The 15,983-nt window shown below is 68.8% G+C and carries 19 protein-coding genes; 12 read left to right on the top strand and 7 right to left on the bottom strand.

All coding sequences use genetic code 11. The features are described from left to right. Nucleotides 1-85: 85 nt before the first annotated feature. From RC2_RS06485 to RC2_RS06475, 3 genes are all read right to left on the bottom strand, one after another. On the bottom strand, nucleotides 86-952 hold the full coding sequence (locus RC2_RS06485; protein WP_068151968.1) for an ABC transporter permease: 867 nt from the start codon (nucleotides 950-952) through the stop codon (nucleotides 86-88). A gap of 74 nt (nucleotides 953-1,026) precedes the next feature. Beyond that, a complete protein-coding gene (locus RC2_RS06480; RefSeq protein WP_068151937.1) occupies nucleotides 1,027-1,833 on the bottom strand; it encodes an ABC transporter permease in 807 nt (268 codons plus the stop codon). Next, on the bottom strand, nucleotides 1,830-2,798 hold the full coding sequence (locus RC2_RS06475) for a daunorubicin/doxorubicin resistance ABC transporter ATP-binding protein DrrA (RefSeq protein WP_068151938.1): 969 nt from the start codon (nucleotides 2,796-2,798) through the stop codon (nucleotides 1,830-1,832). Before RC2_RS06475 ends, RC2_RS06480 begins: the two co-directional genes overlap by 4 nt. A gap of 346 nt (nucleotides 2,799-3,144) precedes the next feature. Here RC2_RS06475 and RC2_RS06470 point away from each other — a divergent pair, with 346 nt between their 5' ends. After that, complete coding sequence (locus tag RC2_RS06470) at nucleotides 3,145-4,233, top strand: alpha/beta hydrolase (protein ID WP_371828710.1); 1,089 nt, start codon at nucleotides 3,145-3,147, stop codon at nucleotides 4,231-4,233. Between the two features lie 63 nt (nucleotides 4,234-4,296). Here RC2_RS06470 and RC2_RS06465 read toward each other — a convergent pair whose 3' ends face one another. Further along, nucleotides 4,297-4,770 carry a hotdog fold domain-containing protein gene (locus RC2_RS06465; RefSeq protein ID WP_068151940.1) on the bottom strand — a complete coding sequence of 158 codons (474 nt, stop codon included), beginning with the start codon at nucleotides 4,768-4,770 and terminating at the stop codon, nucleotides 4,297-4,299. A gap of 516 nt (nucleotides 4,771-5,286) precedes the next feature. On the opposite strand from RC2_RS06465, the gene rpsJ reads away from it, so the two are divergent. From rpsJ to rpsQ, 11 genes are read left to right on the top strand one after another with little or no spacing between them, the layout of a single operon-like run. Then, nucleotides 5,287-5,592: a 30S ribosomal protein S10 gene (rpsJ, locus tag RC2_RS06460; RefSeq protein WP_003938093.1), complete on the top strand. Its 306-nt coding sequence runs from the start codon at nucleotides 5,287-5,289 to the stop codon at nucleotides 5,590-5,592. Nucleotides 5,593-5,606: 14 nt separating this feature from the next. Continuing rightward, nucleotides 5,607-6,272: a 50S ribosomal protein L3 gene (gene rplC / locus RC2_RS06455; RefSeq protein ID WP_068151944.1), complete on the top strand. Its 666-nt coding sequence runs from the start codon at nucleotides 5,607-5,609 to the stop codon at nucleotides 6,270-6,272. Continuing rightward, nucleotides 6,269-6,958 (top strand): 50S ribosomal protein L4, encoded by a 690-nt coding sequence (rplD, locus tag RC2_RS06450; protein ID WP_068151951.1) that lies wholly within the window; start codon nucleotides 6,269-6,271, stop codon nucleotides 6,956-6,958. The genes rplC and rplD overlap by 4 nt, the downstream gene beginning before the upstream one ends. Further along, entirely contained in the window at nucleotides 6,955-7,260 is a 306-nt protein-coding gene (gene rplW, locus RC2_RS06445) for a 50S ribosomal protein L23 (RefSeq protein WP_027504648.1), read from the top strand. Before rplD ends, rplW begins: the two co-directional genes overlap by 4 nt. Nucleotides 7,261-7,308: 48 nt before the next feature. Further along, nucleotides 7,309-8,145, top strand: coding sequence for a 50S ribosomal protein L2 (gene rplB / locus RC2_RS06440; RefSeq protein ID WP_068151954.1), 837 nt, complete (start codon nucleotides 7,309-7,311; stop codon nucleotides 8,143-8,145). A gap of 17 nt (nucleotides 8,146-8,162) precedes the next feature. Further along, nucleotides 8,163-8,444, top strand: coding sequence for a 30S ribosomal protein S19 (rpsS, locus tag RC2_RS06435; RefSeq protein ID WP_042575433.1), 282 nt, complete (start codon nucleotides 8,163-8,165; stop codon nucleotides 8,442-8,444). After that, a complete protein-coding gene (gene rplV, locus RC2_RS06430; RefSeq protein WP_068099616.1) occupies nucleotides 8,441-8,857 on the top strand; it encodes a 50S ribosomal protein L22 in 417 nt (138 codons plus the stop codon). Before rpsS ends, rplV begins: the two co-directional genes overlap by 4 nt. After that, nucleotides 8,857-9,657: a 30S ribosomal protein S3 gene (gene rpsC / locus RC2_RS06425; RefSeq protein WP_068151957.1), complete on the top strand. Its 801-nt coding sequence runs from the start codon at nucleotides 8,857-8,859 to the stop codon at nucleotides 9,655-9,657. The genes rplV and rpsC overlap by 1 nt, the downstream gene beginning before the upstream one ends. A 3-nt stretch (nucleotides 9,658-9,660) precedes the next feature. Beyond that, on the top strand, nucleotides 9,661-10,077 hold the full coding sequence (gene rplP / locus RC2_RS06420) for a 50S ribosomal protein L16 (RefSeq protein ID WP_068099618.1): 417 nt from the start codon (nucleotides 9,661-9,663) through the stop codon (nucleotides 10,075-10,077). Beyond that, nucleotides 10,077-10,322, top strand: coding sequence for a 50S ribosomal protein L29 (rpmC, locus tag RC2_RS06415; protein ID WP_068099619.1), 246 nt, complete (start codon nucleotides 10,077-10,079; stop codon nucleotides 10,320-10,322). The genes rplP and rpmC overlap by 1 nt, the downstream gene beginning before the upstream one ends. Beyond that, nucleotides 10,319-10,597: a 30S ribosomal protein S17 gene (gene rpsQ, locus RC2_RS06410; RefSeq protein WP_068099620.1), complete on the top strand. Its 279-nt coding sequence runs from the start codon at nucleotides 10,319-10,321 to the stop codon at nucleotides 10,595-10,597. The genes rpmC and rpsQ overlap by 4 nt, the downstream gene beginning before the upstream one ends. 187 nt (nucleotides 10,598-10,784) lie before the next feature. Here the strand turns inward: rpsQ and RC2_RS06405 are convergent, their stop codons facing one another. The 3 genes from RC2_RS06405 to RC2_RS06395 form a co-directional block, all read right to left on the bottom strand. Beyond that, a complete protein-coding gene (locus tag RC2_RS06405) occupies nucleotides 10,785-11,672 on the bottom strand; it encodes a type IV toxin-antitoxin system AbiEi family antitoxin domain-containing protein (protein WP_068153532.1) in 888 nt (295 codons plus the stop codon). A 154-nt stretch (nucleotides 11,673-11,826) separates the two neighbouring features. Further along, nucleotides 11,827-12,831 (bottom strand): aldo/keto reductase family protein, encoded by a 1,005-nt coding sequence (locus RC2_RS06400; protein WP_068153535.1) that lies wholly within the window; start codon nucleotides 12,829-12,831, stop codon nucleotides 11,827-11,829. A 39-nt stretch (nucleotides 12,832-12,870) separates the two neighbouring features. Further along, a complete protein-coding gene (locus RC2_RS06395) occupies nucleotides 12,871-15,978 on the bottom strand; it encodes a helicase HerA domain-containing protein (protein WP_068153536.1) in 3,108 nt (1,035 codons plus the stop codon). Between the last annotated feature and the right edge of the window lie 5 nt (nucleotides 15,979-15,983).

Here is a 15,983-nt window from a genome sequence, read left to right as displayed (position 1 = left end):
TCACCTGTCGCTACCCCGACAATCGCTCGACACGATCAATTCGTTTCGTCGAGTCACGACAGATGGGTGTGATCCGCCACGAACCTCAGTCGCGGCCCATGGCCGCCTTGCGGTACCCGCGCACCGCGGGGACGGCGAACACCACGGTGAGCGCGACGGCCCAGATCGCCGTCTGGGTCAGCGGGCCCTGCACCGGACCGCCGGCCGACAGTCCGCGCATCGATTCGATCGCGGTGCTCATCGGCTGATTGGCGACGAAGCCCTGCAGCCAGGGCGGGTAGGCGCGGGTGGGGACGAATCCCGAGTTGAAGAACATGAGCAGCGTGCAGACCAGCGACAGCAACTCCACCAGGGGGAGCTTTGGCGCCATGACCGCCAGGGCGGTGACGAACGTGGCGAACCCGGTGCCGAGGAGCAGCGGCAGACCGAAGAACGCGATCGCGGGCAGGACGCCCTGATCGAACCGGAACCCGATGGCGAAGCCCACCAGAACGATGAACAGGGTGGTGAGCACCATGCGCACGGCCTCGGCGAGCAGTCGCCCGGTCAGGCCCGACGCGCGATGGGTGGGCATGACGTAGAAGCGGGTCAGCAGACCGGTCTGCGCCTCCCGTTTGAGCGAGACGCCACTGGCGAGTGCGCCGAAGACCGACCCGACCAGCGCGATCATGGGCACCTGGCCGTAGACGGCGTTCTCGCCGGTGGCGCCGGTGATCGAGCGACCGAGGACGACCGAGAACATCAGCAGGGTCACCGACGGATAGATCACCGTCTGGATCATGGTCAGGGGGTCACGGAACCACTTGGTCAGCAGTCGCTTGGCCTGCAGCAGGCTGTGCACGACGTACGCACGGGGGCCACGCTCGGTGGCCGGTCGCTCGGGCGTGGGGAAGTCGGCGCGAGGTCGACCGATCACCGGGGACCCGCCGGACGGGGTGCGCAGCGCGGGCATCTTCTCGGTGACGGCGTCGGGGTTCACGGTGCCGGGATTCACGGTCCCGCGGTTCACGGTCTCGGGGTTCATGCTCACTGCCTCCTCACGTTCGCCCAGATCGACAGCGGCGCGAAGATCACCACGAAGGCCAGGCACCACAGCAGGGCCGGGATCAGGGCGGCGGAGTTCACGGTGCCCTCGGCGAGGTCACGCATGGCGTGCGCGAACTGTGAGATCGGCTGATTGCGGGCGAACGGACGGATCCATTCCGGGAAGCCCTCCTCCGGGACGAACCCGGTGGACAGCATGCCGAGGATGAGCTGCGGCAGCGTGAGCGCCTGACTGGTGGCCTCGGGGCTGCGGGAGAGCACGCCGATGGCGTCGCCGCCCATGGCGAAGGCGGTGCCCACCAACATCGCGATGGTCACGAACAGCACGGCCGGACCGACGCCGCCGGTGAACCGGAAGCCGATCAGGTAGCCGTAGAAGAGCGCCGCGATCAGCGACAGGGCGGAGCGGAACGTCGCGCCGCCGATGCGGGCGAGCAGGGGCACCGCCGGCCCGATCGGCATGGTCTTGAAGCGCGGGTTGATGCCGTTGAGTTCCTCCGCCGCACCGCGCGAGGCGGCCGAGATGGCGGTGAACGCCATGGCCTGCAGCACGATGATCGGCATGACGAACTGGGCGTAGTCGATGCCCTGGACACGCATGACGAAGCGCAGGGGCAGATAGAAGCCGATGGCGAAGATCGCCGGGGCGAGCAGCGCGACGGTGAGTTCGTGGGTGCGCAGCTGACTGGCGATGACACGGCCGGTCAGGGCCCGCCACTGCTGGAACGACGACAGTTCCGGGGCGCGATGGCGCCCGCTGGACCGTGTCGTCGCGACGGTCGCCGTCACCGCGCCGGCTCGTCTCGCCGCTCGGAGTGGCCGGTGAGGGAGAGGAAGACGTCGTCGAGCGACGGACGCCGCAGGGCGATGTCGGCCAGGTCGATCTCGGCCATGTCGAGCCGGCGCACCACCTCGGTGAGCGTGCGCGGGCCGTGTGCGGCCGGGATCGACATGCGATCGGGCTCCGAGTCGTCGACCACCGCGGCCGATCCGGCGACGGCGGCGAGGATCTCGCGAACCCGACCGAGGTCGGCCGGCTGACGCGGAACCACCTCGCAGTAGCTGTCGCCGGTGCGGGCCTTGAGCTGGTCGGCCGTGCCCTCGGCGATCACGGTGCCCTTGTCGATGACGACGATGTTGTCGCTGAGGAGGTCCGCCTCCTCGAGGTACTGGGTGGTGAGAAGGATCGTGATGCCCTCGTTCTTGAGGTTCTCCACCAACGACCAGACGGACTGGCGACTGCGGGGATCGAGGCCGGTGGTGGGCTCGTCGAGGAACACCACGTCGGGCCGCGTGACCAGCCCGCAGGCGATGTCGATACGACGACGCATGCCGCCGGAGTACCCCGACACCTTGCGGTCGGCGGCGGCGACCAGGTCGAACTGCTCGAGCAACTCGGTTCCGCGAGCGCGGGCCGCCTTCTTCGACAGCCCCATCAACCGGCCGAACAGTTCGAGGTTCTCGGCACCGGTCAGGCCCTGGTCGAGCGCGGCGTACTGGCCGGTCAGCATGATGCGTTTGCGGACGTCCTGGGCGTTCTTCACGACGTCGAACCCGGACACCGACGCGTGGCCGCCATCGGGTCGCAGCAGCGTGGACAGCACGTTCACCGTGGTCGTCTTGCCGGCGCCGTTGGGACCGAGGACGCCGAGGACCGACCCGACGGGGACGGAGAAGCTCACCCCCCGCAGTGCGTGGACGTCGCCGAACGACTTGGTGATTCCGTCGACGTGAACGGCCACTCCGGTAGGCATGGCCTCGAGTATGGCAGAAGAAAAATGCAGGGAGACGCGGACGCGACCGGGAACGGACGATCGTCGGGAGGCGGGTCCGTCGACTGTAACGCCGCGGCACGGCGCGGCGATGACGGCCCGCCATTGTCGGTCACGCCCATCCGAGAAACGGCACGCGGAATGTCCGTGACCGCGCTCCTCGTCGTCGATCCGAGAAACCCGGCCCGATGACGATGTGGTCTCGGGGTGGTCTCGAGCATTCACGGTTCTCGCTCCACCCGGTTACTGTGACGCCCGAGGGTGCCCCGCGCCGGCCTCGTGACGGCCGACCGGGCACTCGCCCGTCATCGAAGGGAACACCGCCGCCGTGAAGGTCCGCATCGACTCCGCCGTCTCCGCCCGTACGCGACGGGCGTTCGGTGTACTCGCCGTCGCTGCCGCGGTTGCCTCGACCACCGTGGTGGGCGCGGGTTCCGCGGCGGCGCAACCGATTTCCGGCGCTGCAGCGGTGTCGTCGGCACCGACCTCCGGGGTCGTCGGCACCGACGGGAGCAGCGTGGTGTCGGTGAATCACGTCGAGGGGCAGCGGTACGACGTCGTGGTCCGCTCGGCGGCCATGGACCGCACGGTCGACCTGCAGGTGCTGCGTCCGGCGGACACCAGTGTTCCGCGACCCACCTACTACCTGTTGAACGGCGCGAGCGGCGGGGAGGATCCGTCCAGCAACTGGCCGGACCAGACCGACGTCGTGCCGTTCTTCGCGGACAAGAACGTCAACGTGGTGATCCCCAGGGCCGGTGCGTTCAGCTATTACACGGATTGGCTCGCGGACGATCCCGAGCTCGGACGGAACAAGTGGGAGACGTTTCTCACCTCGGAACTCCCGCCGTTGATGAACGCGGCACTGGGAACCGACGGGCGGCAGGCCGTCGGCGGAATCTCGATGGCCGCGAGCGCGGTGCTGATGCTGGCTGCGAACGCCCCGGGGTTCTATTCCTCCGTCACCTCGTTCAGTGGGTGCGCGAACACCTCGGACGATCTCGGAGCGGCCTTCGTCAAGCTGGTCGTCGAGGCCCGCGGCGGCGGCGACACCGAGAACATGTGGGGGCCCACCGGCGGGCCCGGCTGGATCGCCAACGATGCGCTGCTCAATGCGGACAAGCTCCGCGGTACCCCGCTCTACCTGTCCACCGGCAGCGGGTTGCCCGGGTTCGACGACACGCTGACCAGCGCGCGCATCGGTGGCGATGTCGCGGCTCTGGTGAACCGTGTGATCGTCGGTGGTGGCATCGAGTCGATCACCGATCACTGCACCCGGGTGTTCGCCGGTCGCCTCGCAGAGCTGGGCATTCCCGCCACCGTCGACTTCCGCGGACCGGCCACGCACTCCTGGGCCTACTGGCAGGAGGACCTGCACAAGTCCTGGCCGTTCACCGCCGCGTCACTCGGTCTCTGATCCACACCGTCCCTACTTCGGTGTAACCCACACCGTTTCTACTTCGGTGTGACCCACGCTGTTCTACTTCGGTGTGACCCACACCGTGATGTCCGCGTGCACCACCTCCGCGCCCGACCGATCCGTCAGATACACCGGGATCACCAGATCCGTGCCCTCGGTGATGGCGGCGAAGTCGGGGAGTTCGTCCAACTCGGCCCGCGCCGTCATGCCGGTCCGACCCGCCGCGAGGTAGGACACCGTCATTCCCTTCGGGATCCATCGATGCGTCCCGGGCACGGTCGCTTCCGCGAGCATGCCCATGGCCACCTCGGCGAGGTTGCAGGACGCGATGGCGTGGAAGGTGTGCAGATGGTTGTGCACGCCGAACCACATCGGCGCCGTCACCACACACCGCCCGGGTTCGAGCTCCCGTACGCGGGGAAGCACGGTGGCGAAGAACGGCACCCGCGCGCACATACCGACGGAGAACAGCGGGCTGCGCACGGGGCGCGGCAGACGCCGCCAGAGGGCGTACGTACCGGTCGCAGGGGTCATGCCCGCGGACCCTACTCGGACGGCGGCGGCCGCTTCCGCACGAGTGTGACGGGGTCGATTTGAACTGAACCCCGTCCGTGGGTCATACTCGTCGGGTTGCCTTGACCGAGGCGATCGCTGTCGTGCGCCTGGTGCGTGCGCGGAGAGACCCTCGATGAGGCAGTGAACCAAGCAGTGATCGCGCCGGCTCGATGGGCGCATCCGGTTCGCACGTGACTCGCCCATCCGGGAGACCGGACCGGGCAGAGGACTGGTCGGGAATGCGACACGCCCGACCGCGTGGACCGGAGATCCATGACAGATGAACAGCGGCAACGGAAGTCCAGGCCACGCCCCGCGTGCCCGTCAGCGGCTCCGCCACGTGATTCGTCATCGGATGTCGTCCGTCCCGTCAGGGGGCTGGACGCGCACTGCCGGATCGACCGGGACTCGCTCCCGGCGAACCGAGAGAAGACCTACCGAGTTGGTTGACACCCGAGTCGGTCGACACCTACGGGCAAGGAAGAGGACATAAGCGTGGCGGGACAGAAGATCCGCATCAGGCTCAAGGCCTACGACCACGAAGCGATCGACGCGTCCGCGCGCAAGATCGTCGAGACGGTGACCCGTACCGGGGCCCGCGTGGTCGGACCTGTGCCGTTGCCCACCGAGAAGAACGTGTACTGCGTCATTCGTTCGCCGCACAAGTACAAGGATTCTCGCGAGCACTTCGAGATGCGTACTCACAAGCGACTCATCGACATTCTCGACCCGACGCCGAAGACCGTCGACGCACTCATGCGCATCGACCTGCCGGCCAGCGTCGACGTCAACATTCAGTGAGCGCGGAGACAACCATGACTGACTACAAGAACCGTCCGGCCAAGGGGATTCTGGGCACCAAGCTCGGCATGACCCAGGTCTTCGACGAGAACAACCGCGTCGTCCCGGTCACCGTCGTCAAGGCGGATCCGAACGTCGTGACCGCGATCCGCACCGAGGAGCGCGACGGCTACAGCGCCGTCCAGGTCGCCTTCGGCGCCATCGATCCCCGCAAGGTGAACAAGCCGGTCTCCGGTCAGTTCGCCAAGGCCGGTGTCACGCCGCGCCGCCACCTCGCCGAGCTGCGCGTCGCCGACGCCGCCGCTTTCGAGGTCGGCCAGGAGCTCACCGCTGCCGAGTTCGAGGACGGCGCCTACGTCGACGTCACCGGCATCAGCAAGGGCAAGGGCTTCGCCGGCACGATGAAGCGCCACGGCTTCGCCGGCCAGGGCGCCAGCCACGGCGCGCAGGCCGTGCACCGTCGCCCCGGTTCCATCGGTGGTTGCGCCACCCCCGGTCGCGTGTTCAAGGGCATGCGCATGTCGGGTCGGATGGGTAGCGACCGCGTCACGACGCAGAACCTCTCGGTCCACAAGGTGGACGCCGAGAACGGTCTGCTGCTGATCAAGGGTGCGATCCCGGGCCGCAAGGGCGGCGTCGTGATCGTCAAGAGCGCAGTGAAGGGTGGTGCGCGAGCATGACCAGTCTCGAGAAGGGCGGCACGACGCTGTCTCTCGACGTCAAGGAAGCCGGCGGCAAGACCAACGGCACCGTCGATCTCCCCGCCGAGATCTTCGACCGCACCGCGAACATCGCGTTGATGCACCAGGTCGTCGTCGCGCAGCTCGCGGCCGCACGCCAGGGCACGCATTCGACGAAGACGCGTGGCGAGGTCCGCGGCGGCGGCAAGAAGCCGTACCGCCAGAAGGGCACCGGCCGCGCACGCCAGGGCTCGACCCGCGCACCGCAGTTCGTCGGCGGTGGCACGGTCCACGGCCCGCAGCCGCGTGACTACAGCCAGCGCACCCCCAAGAAGATGAAGGCCGCCGCTCTGCGCGGAGCCCTCTCCGACCGGGCGCGCAGCGAGCGCATCCACGTGATCACCGAGCTGGTCGCAGGGCAGGTGCCGTCCACCAAGGGCGCGCGCTCCTTCCTCGCCGAGCTCACCGATCGCAAGAAGGTCCTGCTGGTCATCGGCCGTGCGGACCTCGCTGCCTGGAAGTCGGTGCAGAACCTCGACGGTGTGCACCCCATCGCCCCCGACCAGCTGAACACCTACGACGTCCTCGAGAGCGACGACGTGATCTTCACGGTCGAGGCGCTGAACACCTTCATCGCAGGTCCGGCTCGCTCGGCGGCTGCGGAAGCACAGGAGGACGACAAGTGAGCACCATCGCGGACCCCCGCGACATCCTGCTGGCGCCGGTCATCTCGGAGAAGTCCTACGGCCTGATCGAGCAGGGGACCTACACGTTCATCGTGCACCCCGACTCGAACAAGACGCAGATCAAGATCGCCGTCGAGAAGGTCTTCGGCGTGACCGTGACCAGCGTCAACACCGCCAACCGGCAGGGTAAGCGCAAGCGGACCCGATTCGGCTACGGCACGCGCAAGTCCACCAAGCGCGCGCTCGTGACCCTCTCGGCCGACAGCAAGCCCATCGAGATCTTCGGAGGCCCGGTCGCGTAAGCGGCCGGAGCTCACGAGGGTCCTCGAGGATCAAGGGACGAGACAAACATGGCAATTCGTAAGTACAAGCCGACCACTCCCGGTCGTCGCGGCGCGAGTGTCTCCGATTTCGCGGAGATCACGCGCTCGACACCGGAGAAGTCGCTCATCCGCCCGCTGCACGGCCGCGGAGGCCGCAACGCCCATGGCCGCATCACCACCCGTCACAAGGGTGGCGGCCACAAGCGCGCCTACCGTCTGATCGACTTCCGTCGCAACGACAAGGACGGCGTGCCGGCCAAGGTCGCTCACATCGAGTACGACCCCAACCGCACCGCCAACATCGCGCTGCTGCACTACGCCGACGGCGAGAAGCGCTACATCATCGCGCCGAAGGGCATCCAGCAGGGTTCGCCCATCGAGGCCGGCGCCACCGCCGACATCAAGCCGGGCAACAACCTGCCGCTGCGCAACATCCCCACGGGTACCACCATCCACGCGGTGGAGCTGCGTCCCGGCGGCGGAGCCAAGATGGCCCGCTCCGCCGGAGCCGGCATCCAGCTCCTCGGCAAGGAAGGCCCCTACGCCACGCTGCGTATGCCGTCCGGTGAGATCCGCCGCGTCGACGTGCGCTGCCGCGCCACCGTCGGCGAGGTCGGCAACGCCGAGCAGTCCAACATCAACTGGGGCAAGGCCGGCCGCATGCGCTGGAAGGGCAAGCGCCCGACCGTCCGTGGTGTCGTCATGAACCCGGTCGACCACCCGCACGGTGGTGGTGAGGGCAAGACCTCCGGTGGTCGCCACCCGGTCAGCCCCTGGGGACAGCCTGAGGGCCGCACCCGCAAGAACAAGCCGTCCGATCAGTTGATCGTCCGCCGCCGCCGCACCGGCAAGAACAAGCGATAAGCAGGAGGGAGTAGCAGATGCCACGCAGTCTGAAGAAAGGCCCGTTCGTCGACGACCACCTCCTGAAGAAGGTGGACGTTCAGAACGAGAAGGGCACGAAGCAGGTCATCAAGACCTGGTCGCGTCGCTCGACCATCACCCCCGATTTCATCGGACACACCTTCGCCGTCCACGACGGTCGCAAGCACGTCCCGGTGTTCGTCTCGGATGCCATGGTCGGACACAAGCTCGGTGAGTTCGCGCCGACGCGCACGTTCAAGGGACACATCAAGGACGACCGGAAGGCGAAGAGGCGATGAGCATCTCTCGTTCAGGGATTGTCGCGACCGACAACCCGACCGCTCGCGCTACGGCCAAGCACGTGCGCGTCACCCCGATGAAGGCACGTCGTGTCGTCGATCTGGTCCGCGGACGCAGCGTCGAGGATGCGTTGAACATCCTGAAGTTCGCGCCGCAGGCAGCGAGCGAGCCGGTGGCCAAGGTCGTCGCCAGCGCCGCCGCCAACGCCGAGAACAACCTCGACCTCGACCCCAGCACGCTGGTCGTGGCCGCGGCGTTCGTCGACGAGGGCGCAACGCTCAAGCGATTCCAGCCCCGTGCCCAGGGTCGCGCGTTCCGTATCCGTAAGCGCACATCGCACATCACGGTCATCGTGGAGAGCCTGCCCAAGACCGGCGGCTCGGCACGTGGTCGCCGGAAGGGAGCTCAGTAGTGGGCCAGAAGATCAACCCGCATGGCTTCCGCCTCGGCATCACGACCGACTGGAAGTCGCGCTGGTACGCAGACAAGCAGTACTCGGAGTACGTCAAGGAAGACGTCGCGATCCGCAAGCTCCTCGCCACGGGCATGGAGCGGGCCGGCATCGCGAAGGTGGAGATCGAGCGCACGCGTGACCGCGTCCGCGTCGACATCCACACCGCGCGTCCGGGCATCGTCATCGGTCGCCGCGGCGCCGAGGCCGACCGCATCCGTTCCGAGCTCGAGAAGCTGACCGGCAAGCAGGTCCAGCTGAACATCCTCGAGGTCAAGAACGCCGAGTCCGAGGCTCAGCTCGTGGCTCAGGGTGTGGCCGAGCAGCTCAGCAACCGCGTCGCCTTCCGTCGTGCGATGCGCAAGGCCATCCAGTCGGCCATGCGTCAGCCGAACGTCAAGGGCATCCGCGTCCAGTGCTCCGGCCGCCTCGGCGGCGCGGAGATGAGCCGCTCCGAGTTCTACCGCGAAGGTCGCGTTCCGCTGCACACGCTGCGTGCGGACATCGACTACGGCCTCTACGAGGCGAAGACCACCTTCGGTCGCATCGGCGTGAAGGTCTGGATCTACAAGGGCGACATCGTCGGTGGACGTCGTGAGGTCGCAGCCGCGGCCGCACCCGCCGACCGTCCCCGCCGCGAGCGTCCGTCTCGTCCGCGTCGCAGCGGTGCCTCGGGCACCACGGCGACCAGCACCGAGGCCGGCCGCGCCGCGACCGCAACCGCTGATGCACCCGCTACGACCGAGCAGAAGGAGGGCTGACGCATGTTGATCCCCCGTCGGGTCAAGCACCGCAAGCAGCACCACCCCAAGCGTTCGGGTGCCGCCAAGGGCGGGACTCAGGTGACCTTCGGTGACTACGGCATCCAGGCTCTCGGGCCGGCCTACGTCACGAACCGTCAGATCGAGGCAGCTCGTATCGCCGTCACTCGCCACATCAAGCGTGGCGGCAAGGTCTGGATCAACATCTACCCGGACCGCCCGCTCACCAAGAAGCCGGCCGAGACCCGCATGGGTTCCGGTAAGGGTTCGCCGGAGTGGTGGGTCGCCAACGTCAAGCCCGGTCGCGTGCTCTTCGAGCTCAGCTACCCGGACGAGGCCATCGCCCGCGAGGCGCTGACCCGCGCGATCCACAAGCTGCCGATGAAGGCACGCATCGTCACGAGGGAGGTTCAGTTCTGATGGCCACCGGTACCCCGGCTGCCGAGCTCCGCGAGCTCGGTGACGAAGAACTGATCGACCGCCTTCGTGAGTCGAAGGAGGAGCTGTTCAACCTCCGCTTCCAGATGGCCACCGGTCAGCTGGACAACAACCGTCGACTGCGCGTCGTCCGCCACGAGATCGCGCGCATCTACACCGTCATGCGTGAGCGTGAGCTCGGGCTGGCCAGCGGTCCGTCCGAGGACACGGCAGGTGACGCAGCGTGAGCGAGGAAGCAGTGACTGAAGAGACCCGCAACAGCCGGAAGACGCGTATCGGTTACGTCGTCTCCGACAAGATGCAGAAGACGATCGTCGTCGAGCTCGAGGACCGTGTGAAGCACGCCCTCTACGGCAAGATCATCCGACGCACCACCAAGGTCAAGGCCCACGACGAGAACGGGATCGCCGGCGTCGGCGACCGCGTTCAGCTCATGGAGACCCGCCCCCTGTCCGCCACCAAGCACTGGCGACTGGTCGAGGTCCTCGAGAAGGCCAAGTAAGACCTGCACCACCGCGAACGGCCCCGCACTCCTCGTGAGTGCGGGGCCGTTCTGCATCCACCCCTTCCCGAGCCCCCCACCCCTACTCCCTCCCGCCCCCACCCCTCCCTTCGCGCGCTGCGGCTGTCCACGCGCGCTGCGAGCAGTCAGCGCGGCACCACAACCGCAGCGCGGGAAGGCGGGGCAGTCAGAGGCCGACCATCCGGAGCCTGTCCCGCAGCAGGCGGTGCAGTCGCTCCGAGTGCACCAGGTCCGACCAGGTCCAGCGGACGACGTGGACGCCCAGCGCGTGCAGTGCGTTCTCCCGACGGCGTTCGGCCAGGACGGCGGCGCGCGTGTCGCCGCCGTACTTCACCTCGCCGTCGAACTCGCCCACCAGGCGGCCGTCCCAATCGAAGTCGGTGCGCGCCACGAACTGTCCGTCGTCTCGAGTGAAGGTGTGTTGCAGGCGAGGCTCGGGGACGTCGGCCCAGCCCCGCATCAGTGCCCGGCTCCACGATTCGCCGATGCTCTCGGTGCGGCCGTCGGCGTAGGCGAGCCCCGCCCGAGCGACGGCGATGCCCCGACGACGCCCGGCACGGACCAGGGCTGCGGTCAGTCCCTCCCGCGTCGCGCCGGCACGCAGCGCGGACTCCGCGACGCAGACTGCCTGCGCGAACGTTCCCGCGCAGGCCACGTCGACGGCGGTGCGTTCGAGGGTGGTGACGGACAGGCCGTCGACCGTCGTGACGTCGACGGGGTCCAGGGGGCATCGATGAAGAGCCCGCGGACCGCTGTGGCCGCCGCTGCGCCCGTCGAGCGTGAAGTGGACGACGCGCCGGTCGGGTCGCAGCACCGGGAGGCCGTGCACGGCCGCCGCGGAGTGGTGGCTCAGGGAGGCGGGGAGGGTGAGCGCCGCCGCGGCAGCGCGCACCTCCACCAGGTAGCGGGCATCGTCGGTCAGGTCCGCCCACTCACCGGCGTCGCAGAGGTGCCCACGTCGAATGCGGTGCAGCGAGCCCGCGGCGACGGCACGACGTAGTCGCGAGTCGGACAGACCGAGCCGGAGCGCCGACCCTCGCGTGAGGTGGTCCATGCCGCGAGCCTGCCCGTGCCGGCGGCCGACGACGGCCCCGGAACAGGGCCTGTGGAACACCGCTCTCCCGGGGAACCGCCCCTCCTGCGCTGCGGCCCGTCACGCGCGCTGCACACAGGCAGCGCGCGAGCGGAACCGTAGCGCGGGAACGGGTCTAGACCAGACGCTTCTCCGGGCTGACGGTCTTGGCCGGGTCCTTCTCGACGATGTCGCCGAGCGCCTCGTCGATCCGCGCGAGTACGTCGGCCTCGAGGGTGACGCCTGCGGCCTTCACGTTGTCGGCGATCTGCTCCGGCCGAGAGGCGCCGACGAGGGCCGCGGCGACGTTGTCGTTCGACAGTACCCAGGCGATGGCGAGCTGCGACATCGACAGGCCCAGATCGTCCGCGATCGGCTTCAGCTTCTGCACGCGGGTGAGGGTCTCGTCGTTCATGTATCGCGAGATCATGTCCGCGCCGCCCTTGTCGTCCGTGGCGCGCGAGCCCTCGGGCAGCGGTTGACCGGGCACGTACTTGCCCGTCAGCACGCCCTGCGCCAACGGCGACCAGACCACCTGCGAGATGCCGAGTTCCCGCGACGCCGGGACCACCTCGGCCTCGATGACCCGCCAGAGCGCCGAGTACTGCGGCTGGTTGGACACGATGGAGAAGCCACGCTCGCGCGCCAGGGACTGCGCCTCGCGGAGCTGATCGGCCGTCCACTCCGAGACGCCGATGTACAGCGCCTTGCCCTGCTGCACCACGTCGCCGAAGGCCGCGATGGTCTCCTCGAGCGGCGTCTCGTGGTCGTACCGATGCGCCTGGTAGAGGTCGACGTAGTCCGTACCGAGGCGGCGGAGCGAGTTGTCGATGCCCTCGCGGATGTGCTTGCGCGAGAGGCCGGTGTCGTTGGGGCCCTTCGGGCCGACGGGGAAGTAGACCTTGGTGAAGATCTCGAGGCTCTCTCGGCGCTCGCCCGCGACGGCCTTGCCGAGCACCTCCTCCGCGGCACCGTTCGCGTAGACGTCGGCGGTGTCGAACGTGGTGATGCCCGCGTCGAGCGCAGCCTTGACGCACGCGGTGGCGACGTCGTTCTCCACCTGCGAGCCGTGCGTCAGCCAGTTGCCGTAGGTGATCTCGGAAACCTTGAGTCCACTGTTGCCCAGAAATCGGTAAGCCATGGCAACCAAGTTACGCCCGGTGCAGCGGCACCCTGCCGGTCATTCGCGAGCGAGTGCGAGGACCTCCTCTTCCGTGGGCGGGCTCTTGGGGTGGTAGGTCAGGCACAGCGGAGTGGCGGTGCGACGGAATTCGGCACCCTCGACCGCCGCGTAGAACTGCCCGGCGGGCAGGCGACCGACGTCCGGAACCGAGCCGCCCTTGGCCCGCGCCATCTCCTGCGCGGCGGCGATCTGCGCGGGACTGTTCAGCAGGCCGTAGAACTGCGTCGCCGCGTTGCCGGCGATGCGGTTGTGCAGACCCTTCGGCGCCTGCGTGGCGAACACCAGCCCCAGCCCGTACTTGCGGGCCTGCGACGCGAGGGCCAGGGTGCTGTGGGTCGCGGCGGTGTAGCGGTCGGACGGTGCGTAGTTCTGGGCCTCGTCCATCACGAACAGCCCGCCGAGCGGTCGGTCACCGGCCGGGTTCTTCTTGATCCACGCGAACAGGCCCATCTGCAGCTGGTTCACGAAACTCTGCTTCTGGTCCTCGGTGGTCAGCCCGGCCAGGTTGATCACGGACACGCGGGCCTTCTTGCCCTCGGCCGGAGTCAGCAGGACACCCGGATCGACGGGCGTGCCGCTCCCGGCGAACAGGGGATCGTTGGTCGTGGCGGCTTTGAGGTTCTCGGCGAGATCCGCGGCGATGCGTGTCGCGTCGCGCATCTCGCTGACGTCGTCGGGCAGGTTCTCGAGCAACTCGACGAAGTCCGCGAGCGACCCGCCCTGTGAGCGTCGTCCGAAGACCTCGAGAGCCGACTTCAGGACGGCCCGGCGGTGCTTGGCCTTCTCGGTGGCGCCGACGGCGGACGCGGCGGGAGCGAGAGCGGCGAGCGCGGACTCGACGGAGGCGTCGAATTCGTCCCGGTCGCCGACGACGCTGGCGAAGTCCGGCAGCGGCTGGAAACTCAACGGCCGGCCCGAGGACTTCCGCGGCGTCCAGACGACGACGTCCGTGTCGCGGAGGTAGGCCGTCGCCTTGGCCTCGTCGCCGGGCGGCCACGTGCGTTCGTCGTCGGGCCACGCGGTGCCGAGACGGGCGAGGTCGTTGTTGATGTCGAGCACGATGGCCGAGACACCCTGCAGCGCACACTCTTCGACGAGTCGACGGATCAGCACCGTCTTGCCGGATCCGGACCCGGCGAAGATCGCGGTGTGCTTGCGCAGCGCCTCGAGGGGGATGCGCACCTCGGCGTGGGTGCTCAGCTCCGTCCCGATCTCGATCTCGGGCCGACGAGCCGGGCGGCTGGTGATCGGTTCCGGCTCGATCAGGGCTCGCTCGTCGTCGACCACGCTGACCTCGGGGAGGGTCGTGCGGAACAGCTCGATCTCGTGCGCCGGCTTCCGCGAGAGAAGCCACGACGTGAGGGCGGGGGAGTTCTCGTCGAGCAGCCGCCCGAGCGCGCCGAGGGCGCGACGGTCGGCCTCGGTGAGCGGCACCTCGATCGCCCCGGCCTGCCGCACCGCGGCGATGGTCTGCTGCGTCTTCGCGCCCGACGGCCACGGATCGTTGCGGATCAGGATCAGCTTCCGGCGCGGCATGTCGATGTGCAGGCCCGCTGCGGTGACCGCCCGCCCGATCCGGGCACCCGCGGCGCGCCAGTGCGTCGCGGTGATGGCGCGGAAGCACCAGTGCTCCTCGTCGTCGGTGTCCGTGTCGACGGTGTGGCGCAGCCGGGCGTGCAGGGCGGCCCGACCGCTGGGCGGCGGGTCCTGCGCGAGGCTGTCGTCGGAGGACTGGTGCTCGTGGATCCACGCCGTGAGTCCGGCGGCGAGCAGGGTCGGGACCAGCACGTCCTCGGTGGTCGGGGAGATCGGGACGCTGACGTCGGCGTCGGCGATCAGCGCGGCGTAGCGCTCGTCGAGGGCGGCCAGCTCGTCCTGCTCGACGACGATGCGCTGTCCACCGTCGCCACCCTTGTCCCGGAAGTCGGTCAGCTCGGCGGCGACCCCGCTGTCGAGACAGCGGCGGATGTGCCGGTCGACGGCGATGAGCAGCTGCCGCGGGGTGAAATCGGGCGCCTGATCGAAGGCGTCCGCGGCCACCGGCCACGTCTCGTGCGGCGGAACGAAGCCGACGTCGCGGAAGCACGCGTTCAGCCGCCGCCCCAGCAGGAGCCGACCGATGTCCGACGACGGGATGCGCTCGAGATCCGTCGTCACCCGGAAGCGATCCTTGACCGGCGCCGTGCCGCGCGACTCGATGAGATCCCACGCGCTCGACAGGGCGGACAGCACCGACGCCGTGCGCGGCAGGGTCTCGCGCAACGACATCAACCCGTGCGCCAGCTGCTCGACGACCTTGTCCTCGCGGGCGTCGGCGAACTCCTGGTCCGATCCCGTCCGAGCCTGCGCGACGAGCGTGTCGATCTGATCGATGGCGAGCACCGTCGGACCGGTGATGGCGAGTAGGCGCGAGATGTTCTCGGCGATGCCCTGGTGGCCCAGCTCGGCGCGCACGATGCCCCAGGCGCGGAACTCCTCCGGGTCGACGTCGTCGATCGACTGCAGGTACGCGTCGCCGATGTCCTGCACGCCGGTGTCCGGCGCGACCGACAGCACCAGTGACCGCAACGTGTGCTGCGAGGTGCGTCGGTGTCGCGGATGCACCTTGTAGACCGCGGTGACGAACGTGTTGAGGGCGTCGACGTCGATCATCGTCTCGCCCATCACCTGCGCACGGACGGACTCGTCGACCCCGCCCACCTCGCACAGCCGCCGCAGCATCAGCGCGAGCTGGCTGTCGTCACCGCGCCCGGACGGGCGCGTCAGGTCGTCGAGCATGCCCATCAGCACCGACCGCCAGAATCCCGCGGCGTCGAGCAACCGGATGAGGAAGAAGTACCCGCCGCGTTCCTGGATCTCCTCGCGCACCTGGCCGAGCAGGTGGGTCTTGCCCGACCCGGCCGGCCCGCGGACGACGACGCCCAACGGGCTGGCGTCGTCCGACTTCTCGGCGTCGGTGTAGGCCGCCATGACGTCGGCGTACACGCGGTCGTGCAGGCCGGCGACGTGGACGTCGGACTGGGACCGCCACACGTCGTCGGGAGTCGGCGCCCAGCTCAGGCGCACCGACTCGAGGGCGCGGATGCGGTCGTCTGCAGTGCTCATGGAAG

This window comes from Rhodococcoides corynebacterioides NBRC 14404, assembly GCF_001894765.1.
Classification (GTDB): Bacteria; Actinomycetota; Actinomycetes; order Mycobacteriales; family Mycobacteriaceae; genus Rhodococcoides; species Rhodococcoides corynebacterioides.
Note: the sequence above shows the minus strand (reverse complement) of the source record. Positions and strands in the feature narration are given on the sequence as shown.